Consider the following 24,855-nt stretch of genomic DNA (forward strand, 5'->3'; position numbering starts at 1 on the left):
GGATGGCGAAAGGAATCTTAGGACGCAAAGTCGGCATGACTCAAATTTTCTCTGAAAATGGCGAGTTGACCCCAGTAACAGTGGTTCAAGCCGAACCGAACGTTGTTCTTCAAAAGAAAACAAACGAAAACGACGGTTATGAATCCCTACAATTGGGCTTTGCTGATGAAAAGAAGAATCGCGTGAACAAAGCTGGGCAAGGACATGCTGATAAAGCAAACACCACCCCTAAGCGCTACGTTCGTGAAATCCGTAATGTAAATCTTGACGATTATGAAGTAGGTCAAGAGGTTAAGGTTGATATTTTCGAAGCTGGAGACATCATTGATGTCACTGGAACATCCAAGGGTAAAGGTTTCCAAGGTGCTATCAAGCGTCATAACCAATCCCGCGGACCAATGACTCACGGTTCTCGCTATCACCGTCGTCCAGGTGCTATGGGTGTAATTGACCCAATGCGTGTATTTAAAGGTAAAAACCTTCCTGGTCAAATGGGTAACGAGCAAGTGACATTGCAAAACCTTGAAGTAGTGCAAGTGGATGTAGAACGTAACTTGCTGCTTATTAAAGGTAATGTTCCTGGCCCGAAAAAATCTTACGTTAAAATTACAAGTGCAATCAAGGCTAGCAAATAATTAAAGGAAGGGAGGATTAGTCATGCCTAAAGTAGCACTATTAAACCAAAGTGGCTCTCAGGTAGGCGATGTGGAATTGAATGATGCCGTATTCGGTATTGAACCAAATACACATGTACTACATGAAGCAGTTGTTATGCAGCGCGCATCTTTGCGTCAAGGCACACACAAAGTAAAGAATCGTTCAGAAGTGAGTGGCGGTGGTCGTAAACCATGGCGTCAAAAGGGTACAGGTCGTGCACGTCAAGGATCTATCCGTTCCCCACAATGGGTTGGCGGTGGAACTGTGTTCGGTCCTACACCACGCAGCTACAGCTACAAACTTCCAAAGAAAGTACGCCGTCTGGCTCTTCGTTCTGCGCTTTCTACTAAAGCGAACGAGGAAAACGTCGTTGTGCTAGAAGCTCTATCTTTTGACGCTCCAAAAACAAAAGAAGCTGTCAACGTCCTTAAAGCTCTAGATGTTAACACGAAAGCGTTGATCGTAACAGCGGACGAGGATGAAAATGTAACTCGCTCAACAAACAACATTCCAAATGCGAAGACTATCACAGTCGATCAACTGAATGTCCTGGATTTGTTGGCGCATGACAAGCTGATCCTGACGAAGGAAGCAGCTGAAAAAGCAGGGGAGGTGCTTGCATAATGAAAGACGCTCGTGATATCATTAAGCGCCCTGTCATTACGGAACACTCTGCTGACCTTATGGGAGAAAAGAAATATACGTTTGAAGTTGATACAAAAGCGAACAAAACACAAATCAAGCATGCTGTTGAGGAAATCTTCGGTGTGAAAGTTGAACGTGTAAACACGCTTAACCTGAAAGGTAAATTCAAGCGTATGGGTCGTTATGGTGGATACCGTTCTGACCGTAAGAAAGCAGTTGTCACTTTGACTGAAGATAGTAAAGAACTAGAATTCTTTGAAGGTGTATAAATAAAAATTCAAATGTGAAGGAGGGAAAAACGATGGCGATTAAGAAATACAGACCTACTACAAATGGTCGTAGAGGTATGACCGGTTCCGATTTCGCTGAAATCACAACCGACAAGCCAGAAAAATCCTTGCTGTCTCCGTTGCACAAACGTGGTGGCCGTAACAACCAAGGTAAATTAACAGTTCGTCATCAAGGCGGCGGTCATAAGCGTCAATACCGTATCATCGACTTTAAGCGTGACAAAGATGGAATACCAGGACGCGTTGCTACAATCGAATACGATCCTAACCGTTCCGCTAACATTGCTTTAATCCATTACGTAGATGGTGAAAAGCGTTATATCCTAGCCCCTAAAGGGTTGGAAGTAGGAAATGAAATCATGTCAGGTGAAGGTGCTGATATCAAAGCTGGTAACTCTCTTCAATTGAAAGATATCCCAGTTGGTACGATCATTCACAACATCGAACTTAAGCCTGGCCGTGGCGGCCAAATGGCTCGCTCTGCTGGTGCACAAGCACAAGTACTTGGACGCGAAGATAAGTACACACTTGTACGTTTGACTTCCGGAGAAGTACGCCTGGTATTGAGCACTTGCCGTGCGACTATCGGTCAAGTAGGTAACCTTCAGCATGAACTGATCAATATTGGTAAAGCTGGACGTTCCCGTCACCTAGGCAAGCGCCCTACAGTTCGTGGTTCTGTTATGAACCCTAGTGATCACCCACACGGTGGTGGTGAAGGACGTGCGCCTATCGGCCGTAAATCACCAATGTCTCCATGGGGTAAACCTACGCTTGGTCTTAAGACTCGTAAGCGTAACAAGCCTACAGATAAGTATATTGTACGTAAACGTAAAAAATAAACGGGGTTGATCGACGGGGGATGAAACCCGTCTCTCAATCACGAAGGGAGGTTTATGTATGGGTCGCAGCCTGAAAAAGGGACCTTTCGTAGATGACCATTTGATGAAGAAAGTTGAGAAATTGAATGAAGACGACAAGAAACAAGTGGTGAAAACCTGGTCTCGTCGTTCTACTATTTTCCCTAATTTTGTCGGACACACAATCGCAGTTTATGACGGACGTAAGCATGTACCAGTCTATGTTACTGAAGACATGGTAGGTCATAAGCTTGGCGAATTCGCGCCATCCCGTACGTTCAAGGGTCACTCCGGCGACGATAAGAAAACAAAACGCTAATTGAGAGGAGGCACTCTACATGCAAGCTAAAGCCGTTGCAAAAACCGTTCGTATTGCTCCTCGTAAAGTTCGTATTGTTATCGATTTGATTCGAGGAAAAAACGTAGGCGAAGCGATCGGTATTTTAAATAATACTCGACGTGGCGCTTCTCCGGTTGTAGAAAAAGTATTGAAATCTGCTATTGCAAACGCAGAGCATAACTATGAACTAGATCCAGAAAACTTATATATTTCTGAAGCATATGTAAACGAAGGTGTGACAATGAAACGTTTCCGTCCACGCGCAATGGGACGTGCGAGCCAGATCAACAAACGTACCAGTCACATTACAGTTGTCGTATCAGAAAAGAAGGAGGGATAATCAGTGGGTCAAAAAGTTAATCCGGTAGGTCTTCGTGTCGGCGTTATCCGCGACTGGGAATCCAAGTGGTACGCAGGTAAAGATTACGCAGACTTGCTACATGAAGACATTAAGATTCGTGAATATATTGAACAACGTCTTAAGGATGCTGCTGTTTCAACCATCGAAATTGAACGCGCAGCTAACCGCGTGAACATTACTATCCACACAGCTAAGCCTGGTATGGTTATCGGTAAGGGCGGTTCTGAAGTTGAAGCACTTCGTAAGTCATTGAACAGCCTTACTGGCAAACGTGTTCACATCAATATCGTTGAAGTTAAAAAAGCAGACTTGAACGCAACATTGGTTGCTGAAAATATTGCACGTCAATTGGAAAACCGTATTTCTTTCCGCCGTGCTCAAAAACAAACAATTCAACGTGCTATGCGCGCAGGTGCTAAAGGTATCCGTACACAAGTATCCGGACGTCTTGGCGGCGCAGACATCGCTCGTGCAGAACATTATAGTGAAGGAACAGTACCACTACACACACTTCGCGCAGACATCGACTACGGAACTGCAGAAGCTGACACCACATACGGTAAACTTGGTGTTAAAGTGTGGATCTATCGTGGAGAAGTCCTTCCAACTAAAAACAACAACTAAGGAAGGGGGAAAAGCATTATGTTAATGCCTAAACGTGTCAAGTATCGTCGTCAACACCGTACTAGTCTGAAAGGCCGCGCGAAAGGTGGAACTTCAGTAGCATTTGGTGAATATGGTTTGCAAGCTGTAGAGCCTGCATGGATTACTAGCCGTCAAATCGAGGCAGCGCGTATCGCGATGACTCGTTACATGAAGCGTGGCGGTAAGGTTTGGATTAAAATCTTCCCTGACAAGCCTTATACTGCTAAACCCCTAGAGGTCCGCATGGGTTCCGGTAAAGGTGCTCCAGAAGGATGGGTTGCAGTAGTTAAACCCGGGAAAATCATGTTTGAAATCGCAGGTGTATCTGAAGAAGTAGCACGCGAAGCGTTGCGCCTTGCTTCACACAAACTGCCGATTAAAACTAAATTCGTAAAACGTGAAGAAATTGGTGGTGAAATCAATGAAGGCTAATGAAATCAGAGAATTAACCACTGCCGAAATTGAACAAAAAGTTAAATCTTTAAAAGAAGAACTTTTCAACCTACGCTTCCAGCTGGCAACAGGTCAACTTGAGAACACAGCACGTATCCGTCAGGTTCGCAAGTCTATCGCAAAAATGAAGACCGTTGTTCGTGAAAGAGAGCTAGGCGTAAATAACTAATAGTTGAGAGGAGGTTACCCTCACATGAGTGAACGTAACAATCGTAAGGTTTACACTGGTCGTGTAGTATCTGACAAGATGGATAAAACCATTACGGTAATGGTTGAGACGTATAAATTCCACAAGCTATATGGCAAGCGTGTCAAATACTCTAAGAAGTTCAAAACCCATGACGAAAACAACCAAGCTAAAAACGGCGACATCGTACGTATCATGGAAACTCGTCCGCTATCAGCAACAAAGCGTTTCCGTTTGGTTGAAATCGTTGAAGAGTCAGTTATTATCTAATTAAAGTTCGCTCGGAAGGATTCCGAAGGGAGGTTACAACGATATGATCCAACAAGAGAGTCGTTTAAAAGTTGCAGACAACTCTGGTGCTCGTGAAATTCAAACTATTAAGGTGTTAGGTGGTTCTGGACGTAAGACTGCTAACATCGGTGACGTCATCGTTGCTTCGGTAAAACAAGCAACACCAGGAGGCGTTGTCAAAAAAGGTGAGATTGTAAAAGCAGTAATTGTACGTTCCAAGAGCGGAGCTCGCCGTAAAGATGGTTCTTACATTCGATTTGATGAGAATGCTGCCGTAATCATCCGTGACGATAAAGGACCACGTGGTACTCGTATCTTCGGTCCAGTTGCTCGTGAATTGCGTGATGAGAAATTCATGAAAATCGTATCTCTAGCTCCAGAAGTACTATAAAGAATGAATCGCGTTGTTAAGGAGGTGCGTCAAGCATGCATGTAAAAAAAGGCGATAAGGTAATGGTCATTTCCGGTAAGGACAAAGGCAAGCAAGGCTCTGTACTTGAAGCTTACCCGAAAAATGAACGTGTACTAGTTGAAGGTATCAACGTCGTGAAAAAACACGCAAAACCTTCTCAAGATAACCCACAAGGTGGAATTCTAAACCAGGAAGCACCTATCCATGTATCTAATGTAATGCCGATTGACCCGAAATCAGGCGAACCAACACGCGTTGGATACAAAGTGGAAAACGGAAAGAAAGTTCGTATCGCTAAAAAATCTGGTGAAACGTTAGGTAATTAATTAGCGACGAAAGGAGGGCCATACGATGAACGAACTACAGAATAAATATAATGAAGAAGTTGTGCCATCTTTGATGGAAAAATTCAATTATGACTCTATCATGGAAGCACCTAAAGTTGAGAAAATCGTAGTCAACATGGGTGTTGGTGATGCAGTTCAAAATGCGAAAGCTTTAGACACTGCTGTTGAAGAACTATCACTTATCACTGGTCAAAAACCAATGGTAACACGTGCGAAGAAATCAATCGCTGGCTTCCGCCTTCGTGAAGGAATGCCAATCGGTGCGAAAGTTACTCTTCGCGGTGAGCGTATGTACGAATTCTTGCAAAAGTTGATTTCTGTATCTTTGCCGCGTGTACGTGACTTCCGTGGTATTTCCAAGAAAGCATTTGACGGCCGTGGAAACTACACGCTTGGTGTAAAAGAACAATTGATTTTCCCAGAGATTAACTATGATAAAGTCAACAAAGTGCGTGGAATGGACATCGTTGTAGTAACTACAGCGAACACTGATGAAGAAGCGCGTGAACTCTTAGCTCAGTTTGGCATGCCGTTTCAAAAATAATGAGCTAACAAAGGAGGGAAAATTGTGGCTAAAAAATCAATGATCGCGAAACAAAAGCGACCGCAAAAGTATAAAGTTCAGGAATATACACGTTGTGAGCGTTGTGGACGTCCTCATTCCGTACTACGCAAATTTAAACTTTGCCGTATTTGCTTCCGCGAACTTGCATATAAAGGACAAATTCCTGGCGTCAAAAAAGCTAGCTGGTAAAGACCCCGATAGGGAAGGAGGTAACAAGTTATGACAATGACAGATCCGATTGCAGATATGCTGACACGTATTCGTAATGCCAACATGGTCCGCCATGAGAAGCTAGAACTTCCAGCTTCAAACTTGAAGAAGGAGATCGCTGATATCCTTAAGCGTGAAGGTTTTGTACGTGATTTCGAGTATGTAGAAGACAATCATCAAGGTGTTCTACGTATTTTCTTGAAATACGGACAAAACGACGAGCGTGTAATTACTGGACTGAAACGTATCAGTAAACCAGGATTGCGTGTTTACGCGAAAGCAGAAGAGCTACCAAAAGTCTTGAATGGCTTAGGTGTCGCTATCGTATCCACATCAAAAGGTGTATTAACTGATAAAGAAGCACGTGAGCAGGCTATTGGCGGCGAAGTGCTTGCCTATATCTGGTAATCTTAAAGAGAAGACAGGAGGTGCAAAGATATGTCTCGCGTAGGTTTTAAATCATTAGAACTTCCAGAAGGTGTTGAAGTTAAAAATGACAACAACACTGTTACAGTTAAAGGTCCAAAAGGGGAACTTACTCAAACATTCCATGAGGACATGACAATTAAAATTGAAGACAATGTTCTTACTGTAGAGCGTCCAAGCGAAAGTAAAGAACATCGTGCCCTTCATGGAACAACTCGCAGCCTGATCGGAAACATGGTTGAAGGAGTATCCAAAGGTTACGAAAAAAGTCTTGAAATCATCGGTGTAGGTTACCGTGCGACAAAGCAAGGTAACAAAGTGACCATCAACGCTGGTTATTCCCATCCTGTAGATGTAGAACAGCGTGACGGTATTGAAATCGATGTTCCTTCCAACACAAAACTTGTTGTAAAAGGTATCGATAAAGAATTGGTTGGCGCTGTAGCTGCCAACATCCGTGCCATTCGCCCGCCAGAGCCTTACAAAGGTAAAGGTATCCGCTACGAAGGCGAATATGTACGTCGTAAAGAAGGTAAAACTGCTAAGTAAGGGCAAGTAAGCAACAGAAAGGAGTGACCTTGATGATCACTAAGCCTGATAAAAATGTGACACGTAAGAAAAGACATGCTCGTGTACGTCGCAGCATTTCTGGAACTGCTGCACGCCCACGTTTGAACGTATATCGCTCTAACAAGCACATCTATGCACAATTGATCGATGATGTGAATCAAGTGACAGTAGCTAGCGCTTCCACTAACGACAATGGTTTCGACATTGAAAGCACTGGTAACGTTGAAGCAGCTAAAAAAGTCGGAGAACTGATTGCACAACGTGCACAGGACAATGGTTACAAAAACGTCGTGTTCGACCGTGGCGGATACTTGTACCATGGACGTGTAAAAGCATTAGCAGAAGCCGCTCGTGAAGCCGGCCTTGAATTTTAATCGTTAAAGGAGGGACATATATGCGTACAAACATCGACCCTAGTAAACTAGATCTAGAAGAACGCGTGGTAACAGTCAACCGTGTAGCAAAAGTAGTTAAAGGTGGACGTCGTTTCCGTTTTGCAGCATTGGTTGTTGTAGGAGATAAAAATGGTCATGTCGGATTCGGTACTGGTAAAGCCCAAGAGGTACCAGAAGCGATCAAAAAGGCGATCGACGATGCGAAGAAAAACTTGATCAGTGTACCAGTCGTTGGTACGACTATTCCACATGAAATCCATGGACAATTCGGTGCTGGTAACATTCTATTGAAACCAGCTGCAGAAGGTACCGGAGTAATCGCTGGTGGCCCTGTCCGTGCCGTACTTGAGCTTGCTGGTGTAGGTGACATCCTATCTAAATCCCTGGGATCCAACACACCAATCAACATGGTCCGTGCAACAATCAGCGGCCTTAATGAGCTTAAGCGCGCTGAAGATGTAGCTAAACTACGTGGAAAGTCTGTAGAAGAACTGTTAGGATAAGGAGGGAAATAACATGGCTAAAAAGTTGGAAGTTACCCTCACGCGCAGTGTGATCGGCAGACCTGAAGACCAACGTCTAACTGTCAAAACACTTGGCCTGAATAAAATTCGTCAATCTGTGGTACTTGAAGACACTCCATCCAACCGTGGAATGGTTAACAAAGTATCTCACTTGGTTGCAATTAAAGAAGTAGAATAAACATTAAGCGCAAAGAGGAGGTGCTCGCATGAAACTACATGAATTGAAGCCATCAAAAGGTGCTCGTAAAGAACGTAACCGTGTCGGACGCGGAATGGCGACTGGAAATGGTAAAACTTCCGGTCGTGGTCATAAAGGGCAGAAAGCTCGTTCCGGCGGTGGCACTCGTCCAGGATTCGAAGGTGGACAAATGCCATTGTTCCAACGTCTTCCTAAACGTGGATTCACTAACATCCACCGTAAGGAATTCGCTATCGTAAACCTTGATGCACTTAATCGCTTTGATGAAGGCACAGAGGTTACTCCTGAGCTTTTACTTGAAACTGGCGTAGTAAGCAAAGAAAAAGCTGGTATCAAGATCCTTGGTAACGGATCACTTGATAAAAAACTTACAGTAAAAGCTCACAAGTTCTCTGCTTCAGCTAAAGAAGCAATTGAAGCAGCGGGCGGTCAAACTGAGGTGATTTAATGTTCCGGACAATCTCCAATTTTATGCGCGTGGGTGATATTCGGCGAAAAATCATATTTACACTTCTGATGTTGATCGTTTTCCGCTTTGGCACGTTCATTCCCGTACCATTTACGGATAAGAATGCCATCAACTTCATGGATGAACAGAATGCGTTCGGTTTCTTGAATACTTTCGGGGGCGGCGCGCTGCAAAACTTTTCCATTTTCGCGATGGGGATCATGCCCTACATTACTGCTTCCATCATCATGCAGCTATTGCAAATGGACGTAGTACCTAAATTCGCAGAGTGGAAGAAACAAGGGGAAGTGGGCCGGAGGAAATTAGCTCAGTTCACCCGTTATGGCACCATCGTTCTTGCTTTTATTCAAGCAATTGGAATGTCCATCGGTTTCAACGCGATGACACAAGGACAGCTTATCCAGAACCCTGGAGTCGGCAAGTTTTTTGTTATTGCGTTAGTATTGACTGGTGGTACGGCGTTCTTAATGTGGCTTGGTGAACAGATCACCGCTAACGGGGTGGGAAATGGAATTTCCATCTTGATTTTTGCCGGTATCGTAGCTGCCATTCCACAAGGTGTAAACCAACTATATGATCAGTACCTTGCTGATCCTGGTGAACAATTGTTTCTCAACCTCGTAATATTGGCAATCATTCTACTAGTTATCGTAGCTGTGGTGGTTGGGGTCATCTTTATCCAACAGGCACTACGCAAAATTCCAGTTCAATATGCCAAACGTCTAGTAAATCGTTCACCAGTAGGCGGGCACTCCACGCATTTACCGATAAAGGTCAATGCTGCCGGAGTAATCCCGGTCATCTTTGCCATTTCCTTCATCATTGCTCCGCGGACAATCGCTGGATTCTTTGAAGGAAGTGAAATAGCCAGTACGATCGAATATATTTTCGATTATCAAAACTGGCCAGGGATGATCATTTATGTCGCTTTGATTATTGCCTTCACGTATTTCTACACATTTGTTCAAGTTAACCCTGAACAAATGGCAGAAAACCTGAAGAAGCAAGGTGGATATATTCCTGGTATCCGTCCAGGTCAAAACACGGAGACCTATTTGACACGAGTCATGTATCGTCTAACTTTCGTCGGCTCGATCTTCTTAGCCGCCGTTTCAATTTTACCGATCATACTTGGGTCAGTGGCTAATCTGCCGCCTACCATTCAAATTGGGGGCACCAGCTTGCTCATCGTAGTAGGTGTTGCACTTGAAATGATGAAACAGCTGGAAAGCCAATTAGTGAAGCGTCACTATAAAGGGTTTATTAAATAAACACCCTTGGAAATGTTTCGAAGGGTGATCAACATGAGAGCGAGGGGAACAAGTTGAATTTAATTCTGATGGGTCTTCCTGGTGCCGGTAAAGGTACTCAGGCTGAAAAGATAGTCGAAAAATATAACATCCCTCATATCTCAACTGGAGATATGTTCCGTTTAGCTATCAAAGAAGGAACAGCATTAGGTAAAGAAGCAAAATCATTCATGGACAAAGGCGAATTGGTTCCTGATGAAGTAACCATCGGAATCGTGCGTGAACGTCTCAGCAAAGATGATTGTCAAAAAGGTTTCTTGCTGGATGGTTTTCCAAGAACAATCGCTCAAGCCGAAGCCCTGGAAAATCTTTTGAAGGATATGAAAGAATCCTTGGATTATGTCCTTCATATTGATGTTCCAACCGATCAACTGGTAGAACGTTTGACAGGCAGACGTGTCTGCCCGACATGTGGTGCTACGTATCACGTCATCTATAACCCTCCTAAAGTGGAAGGGAAATGTGATAAAGATGGTTCCGAGTTGATTCAACGTGAAGATGATCAACCAGAAACTGTCCGGAAACGTTTGGATGTAAACATCGAACAGACACAACCAATGTTGGACTTCTACAAGGACAAAGGCTATTTAGTAACAATTGAAGGTGACCAGGATATCAACCAAGTATTCAAGGACATCGACGAAAAGCTCGGGGGCTTATCTAAATGATCATCACGAAAACACCACGGGAAATTGAAATCATGCGTGAAGCGGGCAGAATTGTTGCCCTGACGCACCGAGAGTTGAAAAAGCATATTCAACCAGGTATCACTACAGGAGAATTGGATAACATTGCTGAGCAGTTTATCAGCAGTATGGATGCAATTCCTTCCTTTAAGGGTTATAATGGTTTCCGTGGTAGTATTTGCGCCTCAGTCAACGAGGAACTTGTTCATGGAATTCCGGGTGACCGGAAGTTAAATGAAGGAGATATCATCAGTATCGATATCGGCGCAAAATACAAAGGATATCATGGCGATTCAGCCTGGACCTATCCGGTCGGTGAAATTGATGAAAAGACAGAGGATTTGCTGAAAGTTACTGAAACATCCTTGTTCAAAGGACTTGATGAAGCAAAACCAGGTGTACGCCTTTCAAATATATCGCATGCCATTCAAAGTTACGTTGAACCGTTAGGATACTCGATTGTTCGGGAATATGTAGGACATGGCGTCGGGCAGGAACTGCATGAGGACCCACAAATTCCTCATTATGGACCTCCCAACAAGGGGCCGCGTCTTAAGCCTGGCATGGTATTGGCGGTTGAACCGATGGTGAATGCAGGTAAAAGGTATGTCAAAACGCTTGCTGATAATTGGACTGTCGTCACTCAAGACGGTAAAGTGTGTGCTCACTTTGAACACACTATCGTCATTACTGAAGAAGGTTATGAGATTTTAACCAAAGCCTAAGTGAAGGTGATCGTTATTGAACGAAACTGAGTCGAGTCCACGAATAGGTCAAGTTGTTCGTATTGTACAGGGACGTGAAGCAGAGCAGTATATGGTTGTCATTGATTTGCTTGACGATCGTTTTGTGCTGCTTGCTGATGGGGAGAAACGAAAGTTTGATCGACCAAAGAAAAAGAATCTGCAGCACGTGGAGCTGATGGATTTCGTTTCTCCAGAAGTCCAAAACAGCCTTCTAGAAACTGGTCGCGTCACAAATGGTAAGCTGCGTTTTGCCGTAACGAAATTTATCAATGAAGTAGTGACTGATTTGAAGAAGGGAGATCAACTCGATGGCGAAAGACGATGTAATTGAAGTGGAAGGTACAGTCGTTGAAACTCTGCCGAATGCAATGTTCAAGGTAGAGCTTGAGAACGAACATACCGTTCTGGCACATGTATCTGGTAAAATTCGCATGCATTTCATTCGAATCTTGCCTGGTGACAAAGTGACGGTTGAACTTTCCCCTTATGATTTGACAAGAGGACGAATTACGTACCGTTATAAATAGCATGAAATGCTCCGATCTAAAAGGAGGTATGGATCATGAAGGTAAGGCCTTCTGTAAAACCAATTTGCGAAAAGTGCAAAGTTATCCGTCGTAAAGGTAAAGTAATGGTAATTTGCGAAAACCCTAAGCATAAACAAAAACAAGGCTAATTCTGAAGGAGGTGCACGTAACCTATGGCACGTATTGCAGGTATAGATATTCCTCGTGACAAGCGCGTCGTTGTTTCTTTGACTTATATCTACGGCATTGGTAAATCCGCTGCTAAAGAAGTACTGGCTAAAGCTGGTGTTTCTGAAGACACACGCGTCCGCGACTTGACTGAGGACGAACTAGCTAAAATCCGTAAAGCAATCGAGGACTTCAATGTAGAAGGTGACCTTCGCCGTGAAGTTTCTCTTAACATCAAACGTTTGATTGAGATCGGTTCTTACCGTGGAATCCGCCACCGTCGCGGCCTTCCAGTACGCGGACAGAAGACGAAGAACAACTCCCGTACTCGTAAGGGACCACGTCGTACCGTTGCGAATAAGCGTAAATAATCGTTAAATAAAGGAGGTAAATAAAACAATATGGCACGTAAAACTAACACTCGTAAACGTCGTGTGAAAAAGAATATTGAGAGTGGAGTGGCTCATATCCGTTCTACTTTCAACAATACGATCGTTACTATCACCGATGTCCAAGGTAACGCAGTAAGCTGGAGCAGTGCTGGATCCCTAGGTTTCAAAGGTTCCCGTAAGTCTACTCCATTCGCTGCACAAATGGCTTCTGAAGCTGCAGCTAAAGCAGCTCAGGAACACGGTATGAAAACTTTGGAAGTAACCGTTAAAGGCCCAGGTGCTGGTCGTGAAGCTGCTATCCGTGCACTTCAAGCTGCAGGCTTGGAAGTAACAGCTATTCGTGATGTTACACCTGTACCTCACAATGGTTGCCGTCCGCCAAAACGTCGTCGTGTATAATTTTACTGTATAGAATTTGTAACCCTGTCTATAATGGGTTATGATAGCTATTTAACAGCACCGCATGAATAACAGACAATACGAACGTTATTTGTTCTAAATCGGGGACTGCCTACCTGAGGAATTTCGGTTAGACAGGAGGTCTAACCGAGGTTTCGACGTTTTGAAGGAGGGTTTTGTTTAATGATCGAAATTGAAAAGCCGAAAATTGAAACGGTTGAGATCAGCGATGACGCCACATTTGGGAAATTCGTTGTCGAACCGCTCGAACGCGGGTATGGTACAACACTAGGTAACTCCTTACGTCGTATCCTACTATCCTCGCTTCCTGGCGCTGCTGTGACATCTGTTCAGATGGATGGGGCACTTCATGAATTCTCCACGATCGATGGGGTAGTTGAAGATGTAACGACCATCATCCTGAACCTGAAGAAACTGGCTCTGAAGATTTATTCAGATGAGGAAAAGACTTTAGAGATTGATGTACAAGGCGAAGGAAACGTTACTGCTGCTGACATTACGCATGACAGTGATATCGAGGTCTTGAATCCGGAGATCCACATTGCAACACTTGGCCCGAATGCCAGTCTGCAAATGCGTATCACAGCTGAGCGTGGCAGAGGATATCGCCCGGCAGAGGGGAACAATCACGAAGATCTGCCAATTGGAGTCATTCCGGTTGATTCCATCTTCACACCAGTATCACGTGTAACATACCAGGTGGAAAACACACGTGTGGGTCAATCAGCTAATTTTGATAAACTTACGTTAGATGTTTGGACAGATGGAAGCATTCGTCCAGAAGAGGCTGTGTCTCTTGGTGCTAAAGTCTATATGGAACACCTCAATATCTTTGTCGGCCTTACTGATGAAGCACAAAAAGCGGAAATCATGGTTGAAAAAGAAGAGGACCAAAAAGAAAAAGTACTAGAGATGACTATCGAAGAGCTTGACTTGTCTGTACGTTCCTACAATTGCTTAAAGCGTGCAGGAATCAATACTGTACAGGAACTTGCTCATAAGTCTGAAGAAGATATGATGAAAGTCCGCAACCTTGGACGTAAGTCACTGGAAGAAGTTAAATATAAATTAGATGAACTCGGCCTTGGTCTAAGAAAAGACGATTGATCGATAGATTGCATCAAAGAGAGTCAAAACAAGGGAGGGATAATCAATGGCTAGAAAATTGGGTCGTACTACAGATCAACGCTTGGCGTTGTTGCGCAACCTGGCGACAGATCTAATTATCCATGAACGTATTGAGACGACTGAAGCCAAAGCGAAAGAGCTTCGTTCTGTCGTGGACAAAATGATCACACTCGGCAAGCGTGGGGACCTACACGCTCGTCGTCAAGCAGAAGCGTATCTATATAGTGCTTCAGCTGATGAAGAAGGAGATCAGACAGCACTACAAAAACTATTCTCTGACATCGCTCCACGCTATGAGGATCGTCAAGGTGGTTATACTCGTGTACTGAAACTTGGCGAACGTCAAGGTGATGGCGCGAAGATGGCGATCATTGAATTAGTTTAATGAATAACAAGGGTGCAAAAGGGCAGGACGGAATCTCAGCTAGAGGTTGGTTCCAGCCCTTTTTTGTTTTGCATCTAACCAGCTATTTCCCTATAATTCTATAAAAACGAACATTATTTCCGGGGAAATATTAGGTAAGTCGAGCAGAGGGGGAGCTAAGTTTGTCATATTTTATCGAGTTTAGAGACGTATCATTCCGCTATAGGGAAGACCAGCCCTGGGTATTAAAGGATGTAAGCTTTAATGTGCAATCCGATGAGTGGCTGGCCATTATCGGCCACAATGGCTCCGGGAAATCTACCATCGCTAAATTGATGAATGGACTTCTTCTTCCTCAAAAGGGGGAGATCCTTGTTGACGGGGTGCAAGTAACTGAAGATACGATTTGGGAAATCCGCAAGAAAGTAGGTATGGTTTTTCAGAATCCTGATAACCAGTTTGTCGGTACGACGGTAAAGGATGATGTGGCTTTTGGCATGGAGAATCATGGCCTGCCACGGAAGCTTATGGTGGAAAGAATCCAGACAAGCTTAGCTGCAGTCGGCATGAACGATTATGAAGCCCACGAACCCCACCGTCTCTCTGGAGGTCAAAAACAGCGTGTTGCTATAGCCAGTGTGCTGGCTGTGGCACCTCAACTGATCATATTGGATGAAGCTACCGCTATGCTTGACCCTAAAGGCAGACTGGAAATTATGGAAACCATACGTAACGTGCAGGAAGACCAGGATCTATCACTCCTTACCATTACCCATGACCTCCAGGAAGTTGTAAAGGCAGACAGGGTAATTGTGATGAACCAGGGTAGCAAATGGTTAGAAGGCACCCCGCGAGATGTATTTTCTGAAAAAGATAAATTACGGAATATTGGCTTAGATACTCCCTTTGTAACGAAGCTGGCTGCTGAATTATCTGCTGCTGGATTACCTATACAGCGTGAGCCATTAAATCACCAGGAGTTGTTGGAGGACTTATGGACATTACATTCAAAGATGTAAGTTACATCTACCAGGCTAATACACCATTTGAACATCGTGCTTTGAGTGGGGTGTCATTTCATATCCCTTCCGGGTCCTTTGTTGCTGTTATTGGCCATACAGGCTCTGGTAAGTCCACATTGCTTCAACACTTGAATGGTCTTTTACGACCCACAGAGGGGAAAGTGATGATTGGAGACTACCAAATCAGTGCAGCGGAAAAAACGAAAGATATCAAAAGCTTACGAGAAAAAGTTGGGGTAGTCTTTCAATATCCTGAACATCAACTATTTGAAGAAACAGTTGCAAAGGATATCGGATTTGGCCCATTGAACTTTAACGTGGAACCTAAAGAAATCGAAAGAAGAACAGGTCAAGCCATTAAGGCGGTAGGTTTGCCGGAAGATCTTCTCCAGCGATCACCATTTGACCTCAGCGGAGGCCAAATGAGAAGAGTAGCTATAGCGGGTGTTCTTGCCATGAACCCTGAAGTGCTTGTATTAGACGAGCCGACGGCTGGATTGGATCCCAGTGGTCAAAGAGAAATCATGGATATGTTTTCCCGTCAGCATAAAAACAACAACCTTACCACCGTTCTGGTTACCCACAGTATGGAGGACGCACTTCGCTATGCGGACCATATTATCATCATGAAAGATGGCGAAAAGTATATGGAAGGCGCTCCTTTGGAAGTGCTTGTCAATAAAGAGGAACTGCAACGGGTACAGCTGGATCTTCCAGAGGTAATCCAATTTTTGCATCAGGCAGAAAAGCAGTTCGGAAAAGCGATCCCCTATCGGAAACAAGGCATAGCACAATTAGCAAAGGAATTGACTGCTGTTGTAAAAGGGGGAGAGAGCCATGGGTAGCAGCATGATCATTGGACAGTATGTACCTGGCAACTCGTTTATCCACCGTATTGACCCCCGGACAAAAATAACCATCATTTTTTTCTTTGTCTTGATCGTATTCTTTGCTAATTCTGTTATGAGTTACGGGTTATTGACGTTATTTGCAGTAGGAAGCGCTGCTTCAACAAGAATCCCTGCTCGTTACTTAATTAAAGGGTTGCTTCCCGTTTGGTTTTTGATTGTTTTCACCTTTATTCTGCACTTATTTGTTACGAAAGAAGGAGAAGTACTGTTCTCTATTTTTTCCTTTGATTTTTATACAGGAGGAATTATTCAAGGTTTAGCTATTTCTTTACGTTTCTTTTTATTAATCCTGGTGACATCACTCCTGACTCTGACGACTACCCCGATAGAAATCACAGATGCGATTGAGGGGATGTTAGGCCCATTGAAAAAGATTCGTTTCCCGGTGCATGAGCTTGCGTTAATGATGTCGATCTCACTACGCTTCATTCCAACATTGATGCAGGAAACAGAGAAAATCTCAAAAGCTCAGGCATCGAGAGGAGTCGATTTTCGTACAGGCTCCTTCAAAGACCGTATCAAGGCAGTGGTACCTTTGTTAGTTCCGTTGTTTGTCAGTGCTTTTAAACGTGCTGAAGAACTGGCAATGGCGATGGAGGCAAGGGGATATCAGGGTGGCGAGGGAAGAACGAAGCTGAGGGAACTTAGTATCGGTAAGCTGGATATCTACACGTATATCCTTTTTATACTTGTAATTATAGGTTTAATTTTGACCAGATCATAGGATGGAGGAAGCATTGTGCAAAAGTTAAAGGGCATCATCCAATATGATGGAACAGCATTTGCAGGTTATCAAGTACAGCCGAACGGCCGTACCATCCAGGCCGAGATTGAAACTGCCCTGCAGAAGATGCATAAAGGTCAAACGGTGAAGGTGACAGCCTCAGGGCGGACCGATGCTGGTGTGCATGCGGTGGGGCAAATGATCCATTTTACTTCAGACCTTGATATCCCGCCCGAAGGCTGGGAACGGGCTTTGAATGCTATGCTTCCTGATGATATTCGTATCGATGACATCCAATATGCCGATGCAGGCTTTCATGCCCGTTATGACACCAAAGGAAAAGAATATCGCTATAAAATATTGAATCAGAAGGACCCTGACCTGTTCAGACGCTATTATAGTTATCATGTTCCTCAGAAATTGGATATAGCAGCGATTAAGGAAGCATGCAGGTACCTGGAAGGGGAACATGATTTTACTTCTTTTTGTTCTGCCCGCTCTACAGTAAAAGGCGATAAAGTCCGGACGATAACTAAGGCTGATATTCAGCCGGAAGGAAATGAACTGGTATTTATTTTCCGGGGTACAGGATTTCTTTACAATATGGTCCGCATTTTGGTTGGTACTTTACTTGAAGTTGGGAAAGGAGAACGAAAACCGGAAGAGGTCATTGCTATGATTGAGGCTAAAGATCGAAGCGCAGCAGGGAAGACTGCGCCGCCCCATGGTTTGTTTCTCTGGGAAGTTTTTTACTAAGCATTTGAGGATCATAATTGCCAGCGGAAAGGTTAACATTTCTTATAATTTATCTTTTTTTAATAATTTATAAAAAACAACTCTCCCTGGTGTAACATTTCCTTGACATTGAGGGTACAAGTATTATAATATATTCTATGGCATTTTATTTCTATACCACGATTAGCCCCGGAAACTAATCGTATCGAGATAAATGAAGCTCTGTGAAACATTTAAACAATTCAGGAGGGAAACCGACATGCGCACAACTTTCATGGCTAATGAAGGTAACGTTGAACGTAAATGGTATGTTGTGGATGCAGCGGGTAAGACACTTGGTCGTCTTTCCAGCGAAGTTGCTGCTATCCTACGCGGTAAGCACAAACCAACTTATACACCGCACTTTGACACTGGTGATCACGTAATTATCGTCAATGCAGAAAAAATCGAACTTTCAGGTAAGAAACTTAACGATAAAATTTATTACCGTCACACAAATTATGTAGGCGGTTTGAAATCTCGTACAGCTAACGAAATGCGTACGAAATACCCTGAGCAAATGCTTGAAATTGCAATCAAGGGTATGCTGCCTAAAGGAAGCCTGGGACGTAAAATGGGTAAGAAGCTTCACGTGTATGCTGGCCCAGAGCACAAGCACGAAGCACAACAACCAGAAGTTTACGAACTTCGCGGATAATTTAAGGAGGTAATGAAGAGTGGCACAAGTACAATACAACGGTACTGGACGTCGTAAAAAGTCAACTGCACGTGTACGCCTTGTTCCTGGAAACGGCCGTGTAGTAGTCAACAACCGTGACGCGGAAGACTACTTCCCGTATGAAACCCTTCGTACAATTCTAAAGCAGCCTTTAGCTGTTACAGAAACAGAAGGTAACTATGATGTATATGTAAACGTTGATGGTGGTGGATTCACTGGCCAGGCTGGTGCTGTCCGTCATGGTATCGCTCGCGCCCTGTTGCAAGCTGATCCTGACTACCGCACACCATTGAAGCGTGAAGGTCTACTGACACGTGACAGCCGCATGAAAGAGCGTAAGAAATACGGTCTTAAAGGCGCTCGTCGTGCACCACAGTTCTCCAAGCGTTAATTTTATATTGTTACCAAAGTCTCTGGTCTATTACAGATCAGAGGCTTTTTTATATAATTTTTTTAAGTAACAGGTAAGGGTTAGACGAGCATATTTTACTGCCTTGTCCCATATAGTTGAAAGAGAATGTTATGGGAGAGGGTGGGAAAGACGTGTACCATCGTCTGAAAGTATTTACGTGGTTATGTGGGCTGGCATTATTGATTTTTTTAATTGCATATCCTGTTCAAGAAGCAAAAGATACATGGCAGACATGGTCGCTTCCGTTAGCCGGAAAGGTGATTGTACTGGATCCGGGACATGGGGGAGTTGACGGAGGAGCCGAAGGACCGGAGGAAGATAATGTACAGGAAAAAGATATCGCGCTAAATATCACCAAATACTTGCAGGACTATCTCCAGCAGGGAGGAGCGCTAGTATATTTGACGCGCAGTGATGATCGTGACTTAGCCGCGGAGGATACGGACGGGTATTCCAGGAGAAAAACTGAGGATCTACGGAACCGATTGGCATTCATTCATGAGAAAGAACCGGATATCTTTTTAAGTATACATTTGAATGCCCTTCCTGCTTCGGAATGGCGTGGTGCTCAGACTTTCTATTACCCTGACTTGGAGCGAAGTGAGCATTTGGCTAAGTTTATCCAGGCGGAAATCGTCCGTAACTTGGAAAATACAGAGAGGTCTGTACTCGCTATTAATGGCATGTATCTCCTCAAGCATGCTAATGTTCCAGGAGCGCTAGTGGAGGCAGGCTTTTTATCGAATCCCCATGAGCGGAACTTATTGAAAAAAGACAGCTATCAGCGAAAGATGGCAGCTTCTATTTATGAAGGTATTTTGCGGTATTCGAGTGAAGAAGAATATGCCGGTTCCAATTGACAGATTTCACCATCCTTGATGCAAATCACTTATAACGTATATGAAATATGTTATACTTGCAGTGATTGAAACAATAAAAAGGATGGTGAATCATACGTGTTGACTAAAGAAGAAGTACAAAAATTGCTTGATCCAATCGAGGATCCGTTTTTACATAAAACGTTAGAAGAAACCAGTGGTGTAGAAGAGATTAAGATCAAAGAAGAAAAGAACCATGTCAGTGTCAAAATCGGTATTGCTAAAACTAATACGGCAGAACAAATGCAGCTGCAACAGGAAATTGTAAACATTTTGAAGGGTGCTGGAGCGGCTACTGTCGGTTTACGTTTCAGCCAGCTTCCAGATGAAGTCATTGAAAAGTATCAAGGCAGCGCTCAACAAGCCGAAGAGGCATCGTTGATGAATGGTCAGACAGGGACTACATTTATCTCGATTGCAAGTGGTAAAGGTGGCGTAGGGAAATCTACCGTAACTGTAAACCTTGCCATTGCTCTTGCACGTCTTGGCAAAAAGGTCGGTATTATCGATGCTGATATTTATGGTTTCAGTGTCCCGGACATGATGGGAGTGGAGGAACGTCCTGTCGTACGAGGAGAAAAAATCCTCCCAGTAGAACGGTTTGGTGTGAAAGTCATTTCTATGGGATTTTTTGTTGAAGACAACTCACCTGTGATCTGGCGTGGTCCAATGCTCGGTAAAATGCTGACAAGCTTCTTTAAAGAAGTGGAGTGGGGTGAACTGGATTACCTTCTTCTTGATTTACCGCCGGGTACTGGTGATGTAGCATTAGATGTCCACTCTATGCTTCCATCCTCTAAAGAAATCATCGTTACGACACCGCACCCGACAGCAGCTTTTGTTGCAGCGCGTGCCGGCCAGATGGCTATCCAGACGGAACATGAAATTCTTGGGGTAGTGGAAAATATGGCTTACTTTGAAAGCCAGGTGACAGGCGATAAAGAATATGTATTCGGCCGTGGCGGGGGCGAAAAGCTTGCAGAACAGCTGAAAACAAATGTGCTCGGTCAAATTCCTTTGCGCCAGCCGTTTGAAGAAGAAGATATCTTTGCTCCATCGGTTTATCAGGAAGACCATCCAACCGGACAGATTTACCGGAATGTAGCAGCGAAAGTAATTGATCGCACATCCTGATATGATATAAGAAAGGTCACGTTATCCCACGGTAGGGAAACGTGACCTTTTTATATAAGGTAGAAGCGGGTTTGATACGGATATGGATATTACTCCGTCGTACCGCCGCCACCTCCAGAACCGCCTTCCTGGGATTGCCCGCCTTGGCTTTCGCCTCCGCCTTGCCCACCTTCTTGCATTTTTTCAGCGGCTTTTAGCAATGTTTCAGACATTTCTGCTTTAAACAAAGGACTGTTCAGGGTTTCTTGAATAGTTTTCTCTAAATGCTCACGGAATTTTTGTCCTTCTAGAACGGTTTGCATCTGTTCGATCATCTCAGGGTTCTGAAAAACATCGATGAGGAGTTTCTGGTATTCAGAATCCTTCATCAATCCCTTCAGCAGTTCCTCGTGTTCTTTTTTCATCGAGTCGGCAAAACCTTTGACAAACTTTGGATCTTCAAACATTTTTGTCCAGAATTCCTGGCCTTTTTCAGAAGTCAATGCCTGATGGACAGCGTCAGAAACGACCTCAGATTCGAGAGCCATCGCCTGCTGCATTTTTTCATCAGATAATACTTCTGTCATGGCTTTTTTACCATCATCGGACTTTAATATATCTACAACCATTTTTTTAGTGGTGTCGTAATCTGCTTGTTCATTTCCAGAGGAATTCCCTGCACATGCGGTGAGAAACAATGCAAATAATCCTATGAACAATAAGCTGCGTTTCATGGACATTTGGAATGTCCCCTTTCTTTGTCCTATTATTTATTAATATGGGGAAGCGGGAGAAAAATATTCGCGGTAACATTAAGGAAAAAAACGGGTGTTCATGATAAAATACCAAAGGAAAGGTTATAAGAAGGTTAGGGGGATACATCGTGACAAGTCGTAAATGGGTGCATCTTTTTTGGACGACTTTAGTACTGGGCGGAGCACTGACACTTCTCACCAGCTTTGTTGTCAAAGCGGATGCTTATGCACAAGTATTACAGCCATTCGATTTTTTTGAACTAATCGGGCTATTGTTATTTTTTTCAGGATTAGGTTTTATATTCAGTATCATAAGTCAAATGGGCTTTTTCGCGTATTTGACCGTCAATCAATTCGGACTGGGAATGTTTAAAGGCTTATGGCCTGCGATCCAGGTATTTCTTATCGTGTTCACCTTGTTTGACCTTGTTTATTTCCGTTACCAGGCAGCTGATGAAGGGGCTTCATTGTGGCCTTACCTGCTTACAGCATTTGCCTTGTTGGCAGTCAGCTATGTTGTGGCTCGTATAAAAAGAAAAGAAACCAACAGCAAGGCATTTATCCCCGCTTTATTTTTTATGGTGGTAGTGACTACAGTTGAATGGGTGCCTGCTTTACAATCTGAAGGCCAGGACTATGTATGGCTGATGATTATTCCGCTGCTTGCGTGTAATGCTTATCAGTTATTACTGCTTCATCGCTTGAATAATAAGGAACCGAAAAGCAAATAATAAAAGCCGGCCATTTGGTTGTCCGGCTTTTTTATTTTTTAGGATAGATTAGCTTGTATGAGTACTTGACGGAAAGCCAAGTTTTTCTAATTTAGTTTATTTCTTGTGCGTTCGCTTCGCTTCCTGCCACCATATCTGTAACCCTGACGAACTTCAATCCTTTTCCTTTCAACCCCGGTAATATTGTATCTAACGCCTTCGGGGTTTGCTTAGCTGAATCCGAGGCGTGGAGGAGGATAATATCCCCTTTTGAACTCTTACTCATCACATGATCGACTATTTGCTCCGTTCCTGGATTTTCCCAATCCCTCGGGTTTACACTCCATTGAACCACGTCATACCCTTTTTCGTCTGCAATTTCCAATACTTCTTTATTAAAGTGACCATGAGGAGGGCGCAATAGAGTGAGGTCTTCGTATCCCAATTTATCGAAAATTTCTTTTGCATAGTTCAGGTCTTTTCTGATCTGCTCCGGCTGTTGTTCCAGGTAGCTAGTATACCGGTAACCCATCATTCCGATTTCGTGTTCTCCTTCGTTAATTTTTTTCATTAATTCCGGATGCCTTTCAGCCCATTCCCCGCTTACGAAAAAAGTGGCCTGCACATCATGGTCAGCTAATTGTTTCAATACAGCATTCACCTTTTCAGTCCCCCAGCTTATATTGAACGTCAAGGCGACAGCAGCTTGTTTGTCATCTCCTTTGCTTAGAGCCTCTGGCCCATTTTCGCTTGAAAAAACAGACAGGGAATTAAACTGACCAATCCATAAGAATAAGGCACAAACCAAAGCTAAAAGTACAATGATTGCATATCGTTTTATTGTTTTAAGCTGCCATACAAAAAAATGCATACAACCCCTTCTTTCCAAGTGGACTTGCTACATTCTATGTTCAATCAGGCCAGGCTATGCGATTCGGTAATTTTTTCTAATAAATAATTGGAATCAAGGGAACAATATAAAGACAATCTTTCAATGAGGTGATCTCGTGCTTGGTTTGTTGATGAACGAAAATGAAAGAGAAGAAATAGAATATCTAATTAAAAGAGAAATGGACGAGCTTTTGTTCGACTTAAATGACCACCGCATCGACCATATGGTTAAGCGTGCGATGCAAGAGCGATATCAATTACTTTTTGAATTGTTTAAACGTGTTGCCAGCCATCATGAATGTTTGAAGTACATGCCGAGGAAGAAAAAACAGCAATAAGGAAGAGTGTGTTATATTCAATATAGGAAGAACAACAGGAGTTTGTAAGGGAGTGGGGAAAATGAAAGAGATAAGAGGAGTGCTTTTCGACTTGGATGGTGTGATTACCGATACTGCTGAATATCACTTCGAAGCATGGAAGAAGCTTGCCGAAGAGTTGGATATACCATTTGACCGGGAGTTCAATGAGCGGTTAAAAGGTGTGGGCAGGATGGAATCATTGGAGTTGATTTTAACACACGGGGAAAAAGAATTATCAGAAACGGAAAAAGATTATTTTGCCTCTAAGAAAAATGATCATTATAAAACCATGATTGCTAATATTACGCCGAATGATTTACTTCCGGGTATCCTGGAGTTCATGGAAGAAATAAAAGAAGCTGGTATTAAAACTGCTCTTGCTTCATCCAGCAAAAATGCGCAGGTAGTAATTGAAAGGCTGGAAATCACTCACTTACTCGATGAAGTAGTGGATGCAGCTAAGCTGGAACGAGGGAAACCTGACCCGGAAATTTTCCTGAAAGCTGCTGAACAAATTAATGAGCCGGCAACTGCGTGTGCAGGTGTAGAAGATGCGCAGGCAGGAGTAGATGCAATTAAAGAGGCTGGGATGTTTGCCGTAGGGGTCGGCAGTTATTTGAAAAAGGCTGACTGGATTGTGGAAGATACCAGCCAGTTGAAATTAAAAACGTTACAGGCCAAATTTCAATAACTCGTGAAGAGAAGTTGGGAGCGGATGCTCCCTTCTTTTTTTATTGGCTCATCCCATGACCAAAAAGACAAATTTCATTTTTTATAAAAAGTTTTAAAAACACTATTGCATAAAATATAATTTATATGCTATATTTATCTCTGTTGTCGGAAAAACAACCGAAGCCAACAAATCACAACAAAAAAACTTGTAATAAATTGTTGACAACGGTTCGCGGCCATGATATATTAATATTCGTCGCAAAAACGACAAACAACAATTTTGATCTTTGAAAACTGAACGAACCAACCAGTACGTCAATATAATTTCTTCATTATATGAGGAAATGAACAACGCACTTTAGCAGTGC

At 43.4% G+C, this 24,855-nt stretch carries 43 protein-coding genes; 41 read left to right on the top strand and 2 right to left on the bottom strand.

What is annotated here, in order from left to right:
• Positions 1 to 2 precede the first annotated feature (2 nt).
• From rplC to FHS45_RS19330, 38 genes are all read left to right on the top strand, one after another.
• Positions 3 to 635, top strand: a complete 633-nt coding sequence (rplC, locus tag FHS45_RS19145) for a 50S ribosomal protein L3 (protein WP_062438280.1) — start codon at positions 3 to 5, stop codon at positions 633 to 635.
• A gap of 22 nt (positions 636 to 657) precedes the next feature.
• A complete protein-coding gene (gene rplD, locus FHS45_RS19150) occupies positions 658 to 1,281 on the top strand; it encodes a 50S ribosomal protein L4 (protein ID WP_062438282.1) in 624 nt (207 codons plus the stop codon).
• On the top strand, positions 1,281 to 1,571 hold the full coding sequence (gene rplW, locus FHS45_RS19155) for a 50S ribosomal protein L23 (protein ID WP_062438285.1): 291 nt from the start codon (positions 1,281 to 1,283) through the stop codon (positions 1,569 to 1,571). Before rplD ends, rplW begins: the two co-directional genes overlap by 1 nt.
• Before the next feature lie 32 nt (positions 1,572 to 1,603).
• On the top strand, positions 1,604 to 2,434 hold the full coding sequence (gene rplB / locus FHS45_RS19160) for a 50S ribosomal protein L2 (RefSeq protein ID WP_062438288.1): 831 nt from the start codon (positions 1,604 to 1,606) through the stop codon (positions 2,432 to 2,434).
• Between the two features lie 58 nt (positions 2,435 to 2,492).
• Complete coding sequence (rpsS, locus tag FHS45_RS19165) at positions 2,493 to 2,771, top strand: 30S ribosomal protein S19 (protein ID WP_028781717.1); 279 nt, start codon at positions 2,493 to 2,495, stop codon at positions 2,769 to 2,771.
• Between the two features lie 19 nt (positions 2,772 to 2,790).
• Positions 2,791 to 3,132, top strand: coding sequence for a 50S ribosomal protein L22 (gene rplV, locus FHS45_RS19170; protein ID WP_062438291.1), 342 nt, complete (start codon positions 2,791 to 2,793; stop codon positions 3,130 to 3,132).
• A 3-nt stretch (positions 3,133 to 3,135) separates the two neighbouring features.
• Complete coding sequence (rpsC, locus tag FHS45_RS19175; RefSeq protein ID WP_062438294.1) at positions 3,136 to 3,777, top strand: 30S ribosomal protein S3; 642 nt, start codon at positions 3,136 to 3,138, stop codon at positions 3,775 to 3,777.
• An 18-nt stretch (positions 3,778 to 3,795) separates the two neighbouring features.
• Positions 3,796 to 4,230 (top strand): 50S ribosomal protein L16, encoded by a 435-nt coding sequence (gene rplP / locus FHS45_RS19180; protein ID WP_028781720.1) that lies wholly within the window; start codon positions 3,796 to 3,798, stop codon positions 4,228 to 4,230.
• Positions 4,220 to 4,420: a 50S ribosomal protein L29 gene (gene rpmC, locus FHS45_RS19185; RefSeq protein WP_028781721.1), complete on the top strand. Its 201-nt coding sequence runs from the start codon at positions 4,220 to 4,222 to the stop codon at positions 4,418 to 4,420. The genes rplP and rpmC overlap by 11 nt, the downstream gene beginning before the upstream one ends.
• A 24-nt stretch (positions 4,421 to 4,444) precedes the next feature.
• Positions 4,445 to 4,708 (top strand): 30S ribosomal protein S17, encoded by a 264-nt coding sequence (gene rpsQ / locus FHS45_RS19190; RefSeq protein ID WP_062438298.1) that lies wholly within the window; start codon positions 4,445 to 4,447, stop codon positions 4,706 to 4,708.
• Between the two features lie 43 nt (positions 4,709 to 4,751).
• Positions 4,752 to 5,120 (top strand): 50S ribosomal protein L14, encoded by a 369-nt coding sequence (rplN, locus tag FHS45_RS19195; protein WP_062438301.1) that lies wholly within the window; start codon positions 4,752 to 4,754, stop codon positions 5,118 to 5,120.
• A 35-nt stretch (positions 5,121 to 5,155) separates the two neighbouring features.
• Positions 5,156 to 5,467, top strand: coding sequence for a 50S ribosomal protein L24 (gene rplX, locus FHS45_RS19200; protein ID WP_062438304.1), 312 nt, complete (start codon positions 5,156 to 5,158; stop codon positions 5,465 to 5,467).
• Between the two features lie 25 nt (positions 5,468 to 5,492).
• Positions 5,493 to 6,032, top strand: coding sequence for a 50S ribosomal protein L5 (gene rplE, locus FHS45_RS19205; protein ID WP_062438308.1), 540 nt, complete (start codon positions 5,493 to 5,495; stop codon positions 6,030 to 6,032).
• A 24-nt stretch (positions 6,033 to 6,056) separates the two neighbouring features.
• Positions 6,057 to 6,242 carry a type Z 30S ribosomal protein S14 gene (locus FHS45_RS19210; protein WP_082411863.1) on the top strand — a complete coding sequence of 62 codons (186 nt, stop codon included), beginning with the start codon at positions 6,057 to 6,059 and terminating at the stop codon, positions 6,240 to 6,242.
• 30 nt (positions 6,243 to 6,272) lie between these two features.
• Entirely contained in the window at positions 6,273 to 6,671 is a 399-nt protein-coding gene (rpsH, locus tag FHS45_RS19215) for a 30S ribosomal protein S8 (protein WP_062438311.1), read from the top strand.
• A 30-nt stretch (positions 6,672 to 6,701) separates the two neighbouring features.
• Positions 6,702 to 7,238 carry a 50S ribosomal protein L6 gene (gene rplF, locus FHS45_RS19220; protein WP_062438314.1) on the top strand — a complete coding sequence of 179 codons (537 nt, stop codon included), beginning with the start codon at positions 6,702 to 6,704 and terminating at the stop codon, positions 7,236 to 7,238.
• Between the two features lie 32 nt (positions 7,239 to 7,270).
• Entirely contained in the window at positions 7,271 to 7,633 is a 363-nt protein-coding gene (gene rplR / locus FHS45_RS19225) for a 50S ribosomal protein L18 (RefSeq protein WP_062438318.1), read from the top strand.
• Positions 7,634 to 7,653: 20 nt separating this feature from the next.
• Positions 7,654 to 8,157, top strand: a complete 504-nt coding sequence (gene rpsE, locus FHS45_RS19230; RefSeq protein WP_028781729.1) for a 30S ribosomal protein S5 — start codon at positions 7,654 to 7,656, stop codon at positions 8,155 to 8,157.
• 13 nt (positions 8,158 to 8,170) lie between these two features.
• Positions 8,171 to 8,356: a 50S ribosomal protein L30 gene (gene rpmD, locus FHS45_RS19235; RefSeq protein ID WP_062438321.1), complete on the top strand. Its 186-nt coding sequence runs from the start codon at positions 8,171 to 8,173 to the stop codon at positions 8,354 to 8,356.
• Between the two features lie 28 nt (positions 8,357 to 8,384).
• Positions 8,385 to 8,825, top strand: a complete 441-nt coding sequence (rplO, locus tag FHS45_RS19240) for a 50S ribosomal protein L15 (protein WP_062438325.1) — start codon at positions 8,385 to 8,387, stop codon at positions 8,823 to 8,825.
• Positions 8,825 to 10,117, top strand: a complete 1,293-nt coding sequence (gene secY, locus FHS45_RS19245; protein WP_062438328.1) for a preprotein translocase subunit SecY — start codon at positions 8,825 to 8,827, stop codon at positions 10,115 to 10,117. The genes rplO and secY overlap by 1 nt, the downstream gene beginning before the upstream one ends.
• Before the next feature lie 53 nt (positions 10,118 to 10,170).
• The gene (locus tag FHS45_RS19250) at positions 10,171 to 10,824 is read left to right on the top strand and encodes an adenylate kinase (protein WP_062438330.1); all 654 of its coding nucleotides are present in this window, start codon (positions 10,171 to 10,173) and stop codon (positions 10,822 to 10,824) included.
• A complete protein-coding gene (map, locus tag FHS45_RS19255; RefSeq protein ID WP_062438333.1) occupies positions 10,821 to 11,567 on the top strand; it encodes a type I methionyl aminopeptidase in 747 nt (248 codons plus the stop codon). Before FHS45_RS19250 ends, map begins: the two co-directional genes overlap by 4 nt.
• Positions 11,568 to 11,583: 16 nt before the next feature.
• Positions 11,584 to 11,919 (top strand): KOW domain-containing RNA-binding protein, encoded by a 336-nt coding sequence (locus FHS45_RS19260; protein WP_062438336.1) that lies wholly within the window; start codon positions 11,584 to 11,586, stop codon positions 11,917 to 11,919.
• A complete protein-coding gene (gene infA / locus FHS45_RS19265; protein WP_028781736.1) occupies positions 11,897 to 12,115 on the top strand; it encodes a translation initiation factor IF-1 in 219 nt (72 codons plus the stop codon). The genes FHS45_RS19260 and infA overlap by 23 nt, the downstream gene beginning before the upstream one ends.
• Before the next feature lie 35 nt (positions 12,116 to 12,150).
• Complete coding sequence (gene rpmJ, locus FHS45_RS19270; protein WP_003156543.1) at positions 12,151 to 12,264, top strand: 50S ribosomal protein L36; 114 nt, start codon at positions 12,151 to 12,153, stop codon at positions 12,262 to 12,264.
• A gap of 24 nt (positions 12,265 to 12,288) precedes the next feature.
• Positions 12,289 to 12,654 (top strand): 30S ribosomal protein S13, encoded by a 366-nt coding sequence (rpsM, locus tag FHS45_RS19275; RefSeq protein WP_062438339.1) that lies wholly within the window; start codon positions 12,289 to 12,291, stop codon positions 12,652 to 12,654.
• A gap of 30 nt (positions 12,655 to 12,684) precedes the next feature.
• A complete protein-coding gene (gene rpsK / locus FHS45_RS19280; protein WP_062438342.1) occupies positions 12,685 to 13,074 on the top strand; it encodes a 30S ribosomal protein S11 in 390 nt (129 codons plus the stop codon).
• 183 nt (positions 13,075 to 13,257) lie between these two features.
• A complete protein-coding gene (locus FHS45_RS19285; protein ID WP_062438345.1) occupies positions 13,258 to 14,202 on the top strand; it encodes a DNA-directed RNA polymerase subunit alpha in 945 nt (314 codons plus the stop codon).
• 46 nt (positions 14,203 to 14,248) lie between these two features.
• Entirely contained in the window at positions 14,249 to 14,608 is a 360-nt protein-coding gene (gene rplQ, locus FHS45_RS19290; protein ID WP_062438347.1) for a 50S ribosomal protein L17, read from the top strand.
• A gap of 161 nt (positions 14,609 to 14,769) precedes the next feature.
• Positions 14,770 to 15,606: an energy-coupling factor ABC transporter ATP-binding protein gene (locus FHS45_RS19295; RefSeq protein ID WP_062438350.1), complete on the top strand. Its 837-nt coding sequence runs from the start codon at positions 14,770 to 14,772 to the stop codon at positions 15,604 to 15,606.
• Entirely contained in the window at positions 15,582 to 16,454 is an 873-nt protein-coding gene (locus FHS45_RS19300) for an energy-coupling factor ABC transporter ATP-binding protein (protein ID WP_062438353.1), read from the top strand. The genes FHS45_RS19295 and FHS45_RS19300 overlap by 25 nt, the downstream gene beginning before the upstream one ends.
• On the top strand, positions 16,447 to 17,244 hold the full coding sequence (locus tag FHS45_RS19305; RefSeq protein WP_062438357.1) for an energy-coupling factor transporter transmembrane component T family protein: 798 nt from the start codon (positions 16,447 to 16,449) through the stop codon (positions 17,242 to 17,244). Before FHS45_RS19300 ends, FHS45_RS19305 begins: the two co-directional genes overlap by 8 nt.
• A gap of 15 nt (positions 17,245 to 17,259) precedes the next feature.
• On the top strand, positions 17,260 to 18,000 hold the full coding sequence (gene truA, locus FHS45_RS19310) for a tRNA pseudouridine(38-40) synthase TruA (RefSeq protein WP_062438362.1): 741 nt from the start codon (positions 17,260 to 17,262) through the stop codon (positions 17,998 to 18,000).
• A gap of 238 nt (positions 18,001 to 18,238) precedes the next feature.
• Positions 18,239 to 18,676 carry a 50S ribosomal protein L13 gene (gene rplM / locus FHS45_RS19315; protein ID WP_062438365.1) on the top strand — a complete coding sequence of 146 codons (438 nt, stop codon included), beginning with the start codon at positions 18,239 to 18,241 and terminating at the stop codon, positions 18,674 to 18,676.
• Positions 18,677 to 18,695: 19 nt separating this feature from the next.
• The gene (rpsI, locus tag FHS45_RS19320) at positions 18,696 to 19,088 is read left to right on the top strand and encodes a 30S ribosomal protein S9 (RefSeq protein ID WP_028781746.1); all 393 of its coding nucleotides are present in this window, start codon (positions 18,696 to 18,698) and stop codon (positions 19,086 to 19,088) included.
• Positions 19,089 to 19,240: 152 nt separating this feature from the next.
• On the top strand, positions 19,241 to 19,969 hold the full coding sequence (gene cwlD / locus FHS45_RS19325) for an N-acetylmuramoyl-L-alanine amidase CwlD (protein ID WP_148349929.1): 729 nt from the start codon (positions 19,241 to 19,243) through the stop codon (positions 19,967 to 19,969).
• A gap of 96 nt (positions 19,970 to 20,065) precedes the next feature.
• Entirely contained in the window at positions 20,066 to 21,121 is a 1,056-nt protein-coding gene (locus FHS45_RS19330) for an Mrp/NBP35 family ATP-binding protein (protein WP_062438371.1), read from the top strand.
• An 89-nt stretch (positions 21,122 to 21,210) separates the two neighbouring features.
• Here the strand turns inward: FHS45_RS19330 and gerD are convergent, their stop codons facing one another.
• The gene (gene gerD / locus FHS45_RS19335; RefSeq protein WP_308789097.1) at positions 21,211 to 21,840 is read right to left on the bottom strand and encodes a spore germination lipoprotein GerD; all 630 of its coding nucleotides are present in this window, start codon (positions 21,838 to 21,840) and stop codon (positions 21,211 to 21,213) included.
• Between the two features lie 143 nt (positions 21,841 to 21,983).
• Between gerD and FHS45_RS19340 the strand changes: the two genes are divergently transcribed.
• Positions 21,984 to 22,586: a KinB-signaling pathway activation protein gene (locus FHS45_RS19340; RefSeq protein ID WP_062438375.1), complete on the top strand. Its 603-nt coding sequence runs from the start codon at positions 21,984 to 21,986 to the stop codon at positions 22,584 to 22,586.
• 91 nt (positions 22,587 to 22,677) lie between these two features.
• Here the strand turns inward: FHS45_RS19340 and pdaB are convergent, their stop codons facing one another.
• Positions 22,678 to 23,436: a polysaccharide deacetylase family sporulation protein PdaB gene (pdaB, locus tag FHS45_RS19345; protein ID WP_062438378.1), complete on the bottom strand. Its 759-nt coding sequence runs from the start codon at positions 23,434 to 23,436 to the stop codon at positions 22,678 to 22,680.
• A 136-nt stretch (positions 23,437 to 23,572) separates the two neighbouring features.
• Here pdaB and FHS45_RS19350 point away from each other — a divergent pair, with 136 nt between their 5' ends.
• Together FHS45_RS19350 and pgmB are read left to right on the top strand one after the other, a co-directional pair.
• On the top strand, positions 23,573 to 23,794 hold the full coding sequence (locus tag FHS45_RS19350; protein ID WP_062438381.1) for a hypothetical protein: 222 nt from the start codon (positions 23,573 to 23,575) through the stop codon (positions 23,792 to 23,794).
• A 61-nt stretch (positions 23,795 to 23,855) separates the two neighbouring features.
• Positions 23,856 to 24,506 (top strand): beta-phosphoglucomutase, encoded by a 651-nt coding sequence (gene pgmB, locus FHS45_RS19355; RefSeq protein ID WP_062438391.1) that lies wholly within the window; start codon positions 23,856 to 23,858, stop codon positions 24,504 to 24,506.
• The last annotated feature ends 349 nt before the right edge of the window (positions 24,507 to 24,855 follow it).

Source organism: Thalassobacillus devorans, assembly GCF_011761345.1.
Taxonomy (GTDB): Bacteria; Bacillota; Bacilli; order Bacillales; family Halobacillaceae; genus Thalassobacillus; species Thalassobacillus devorans.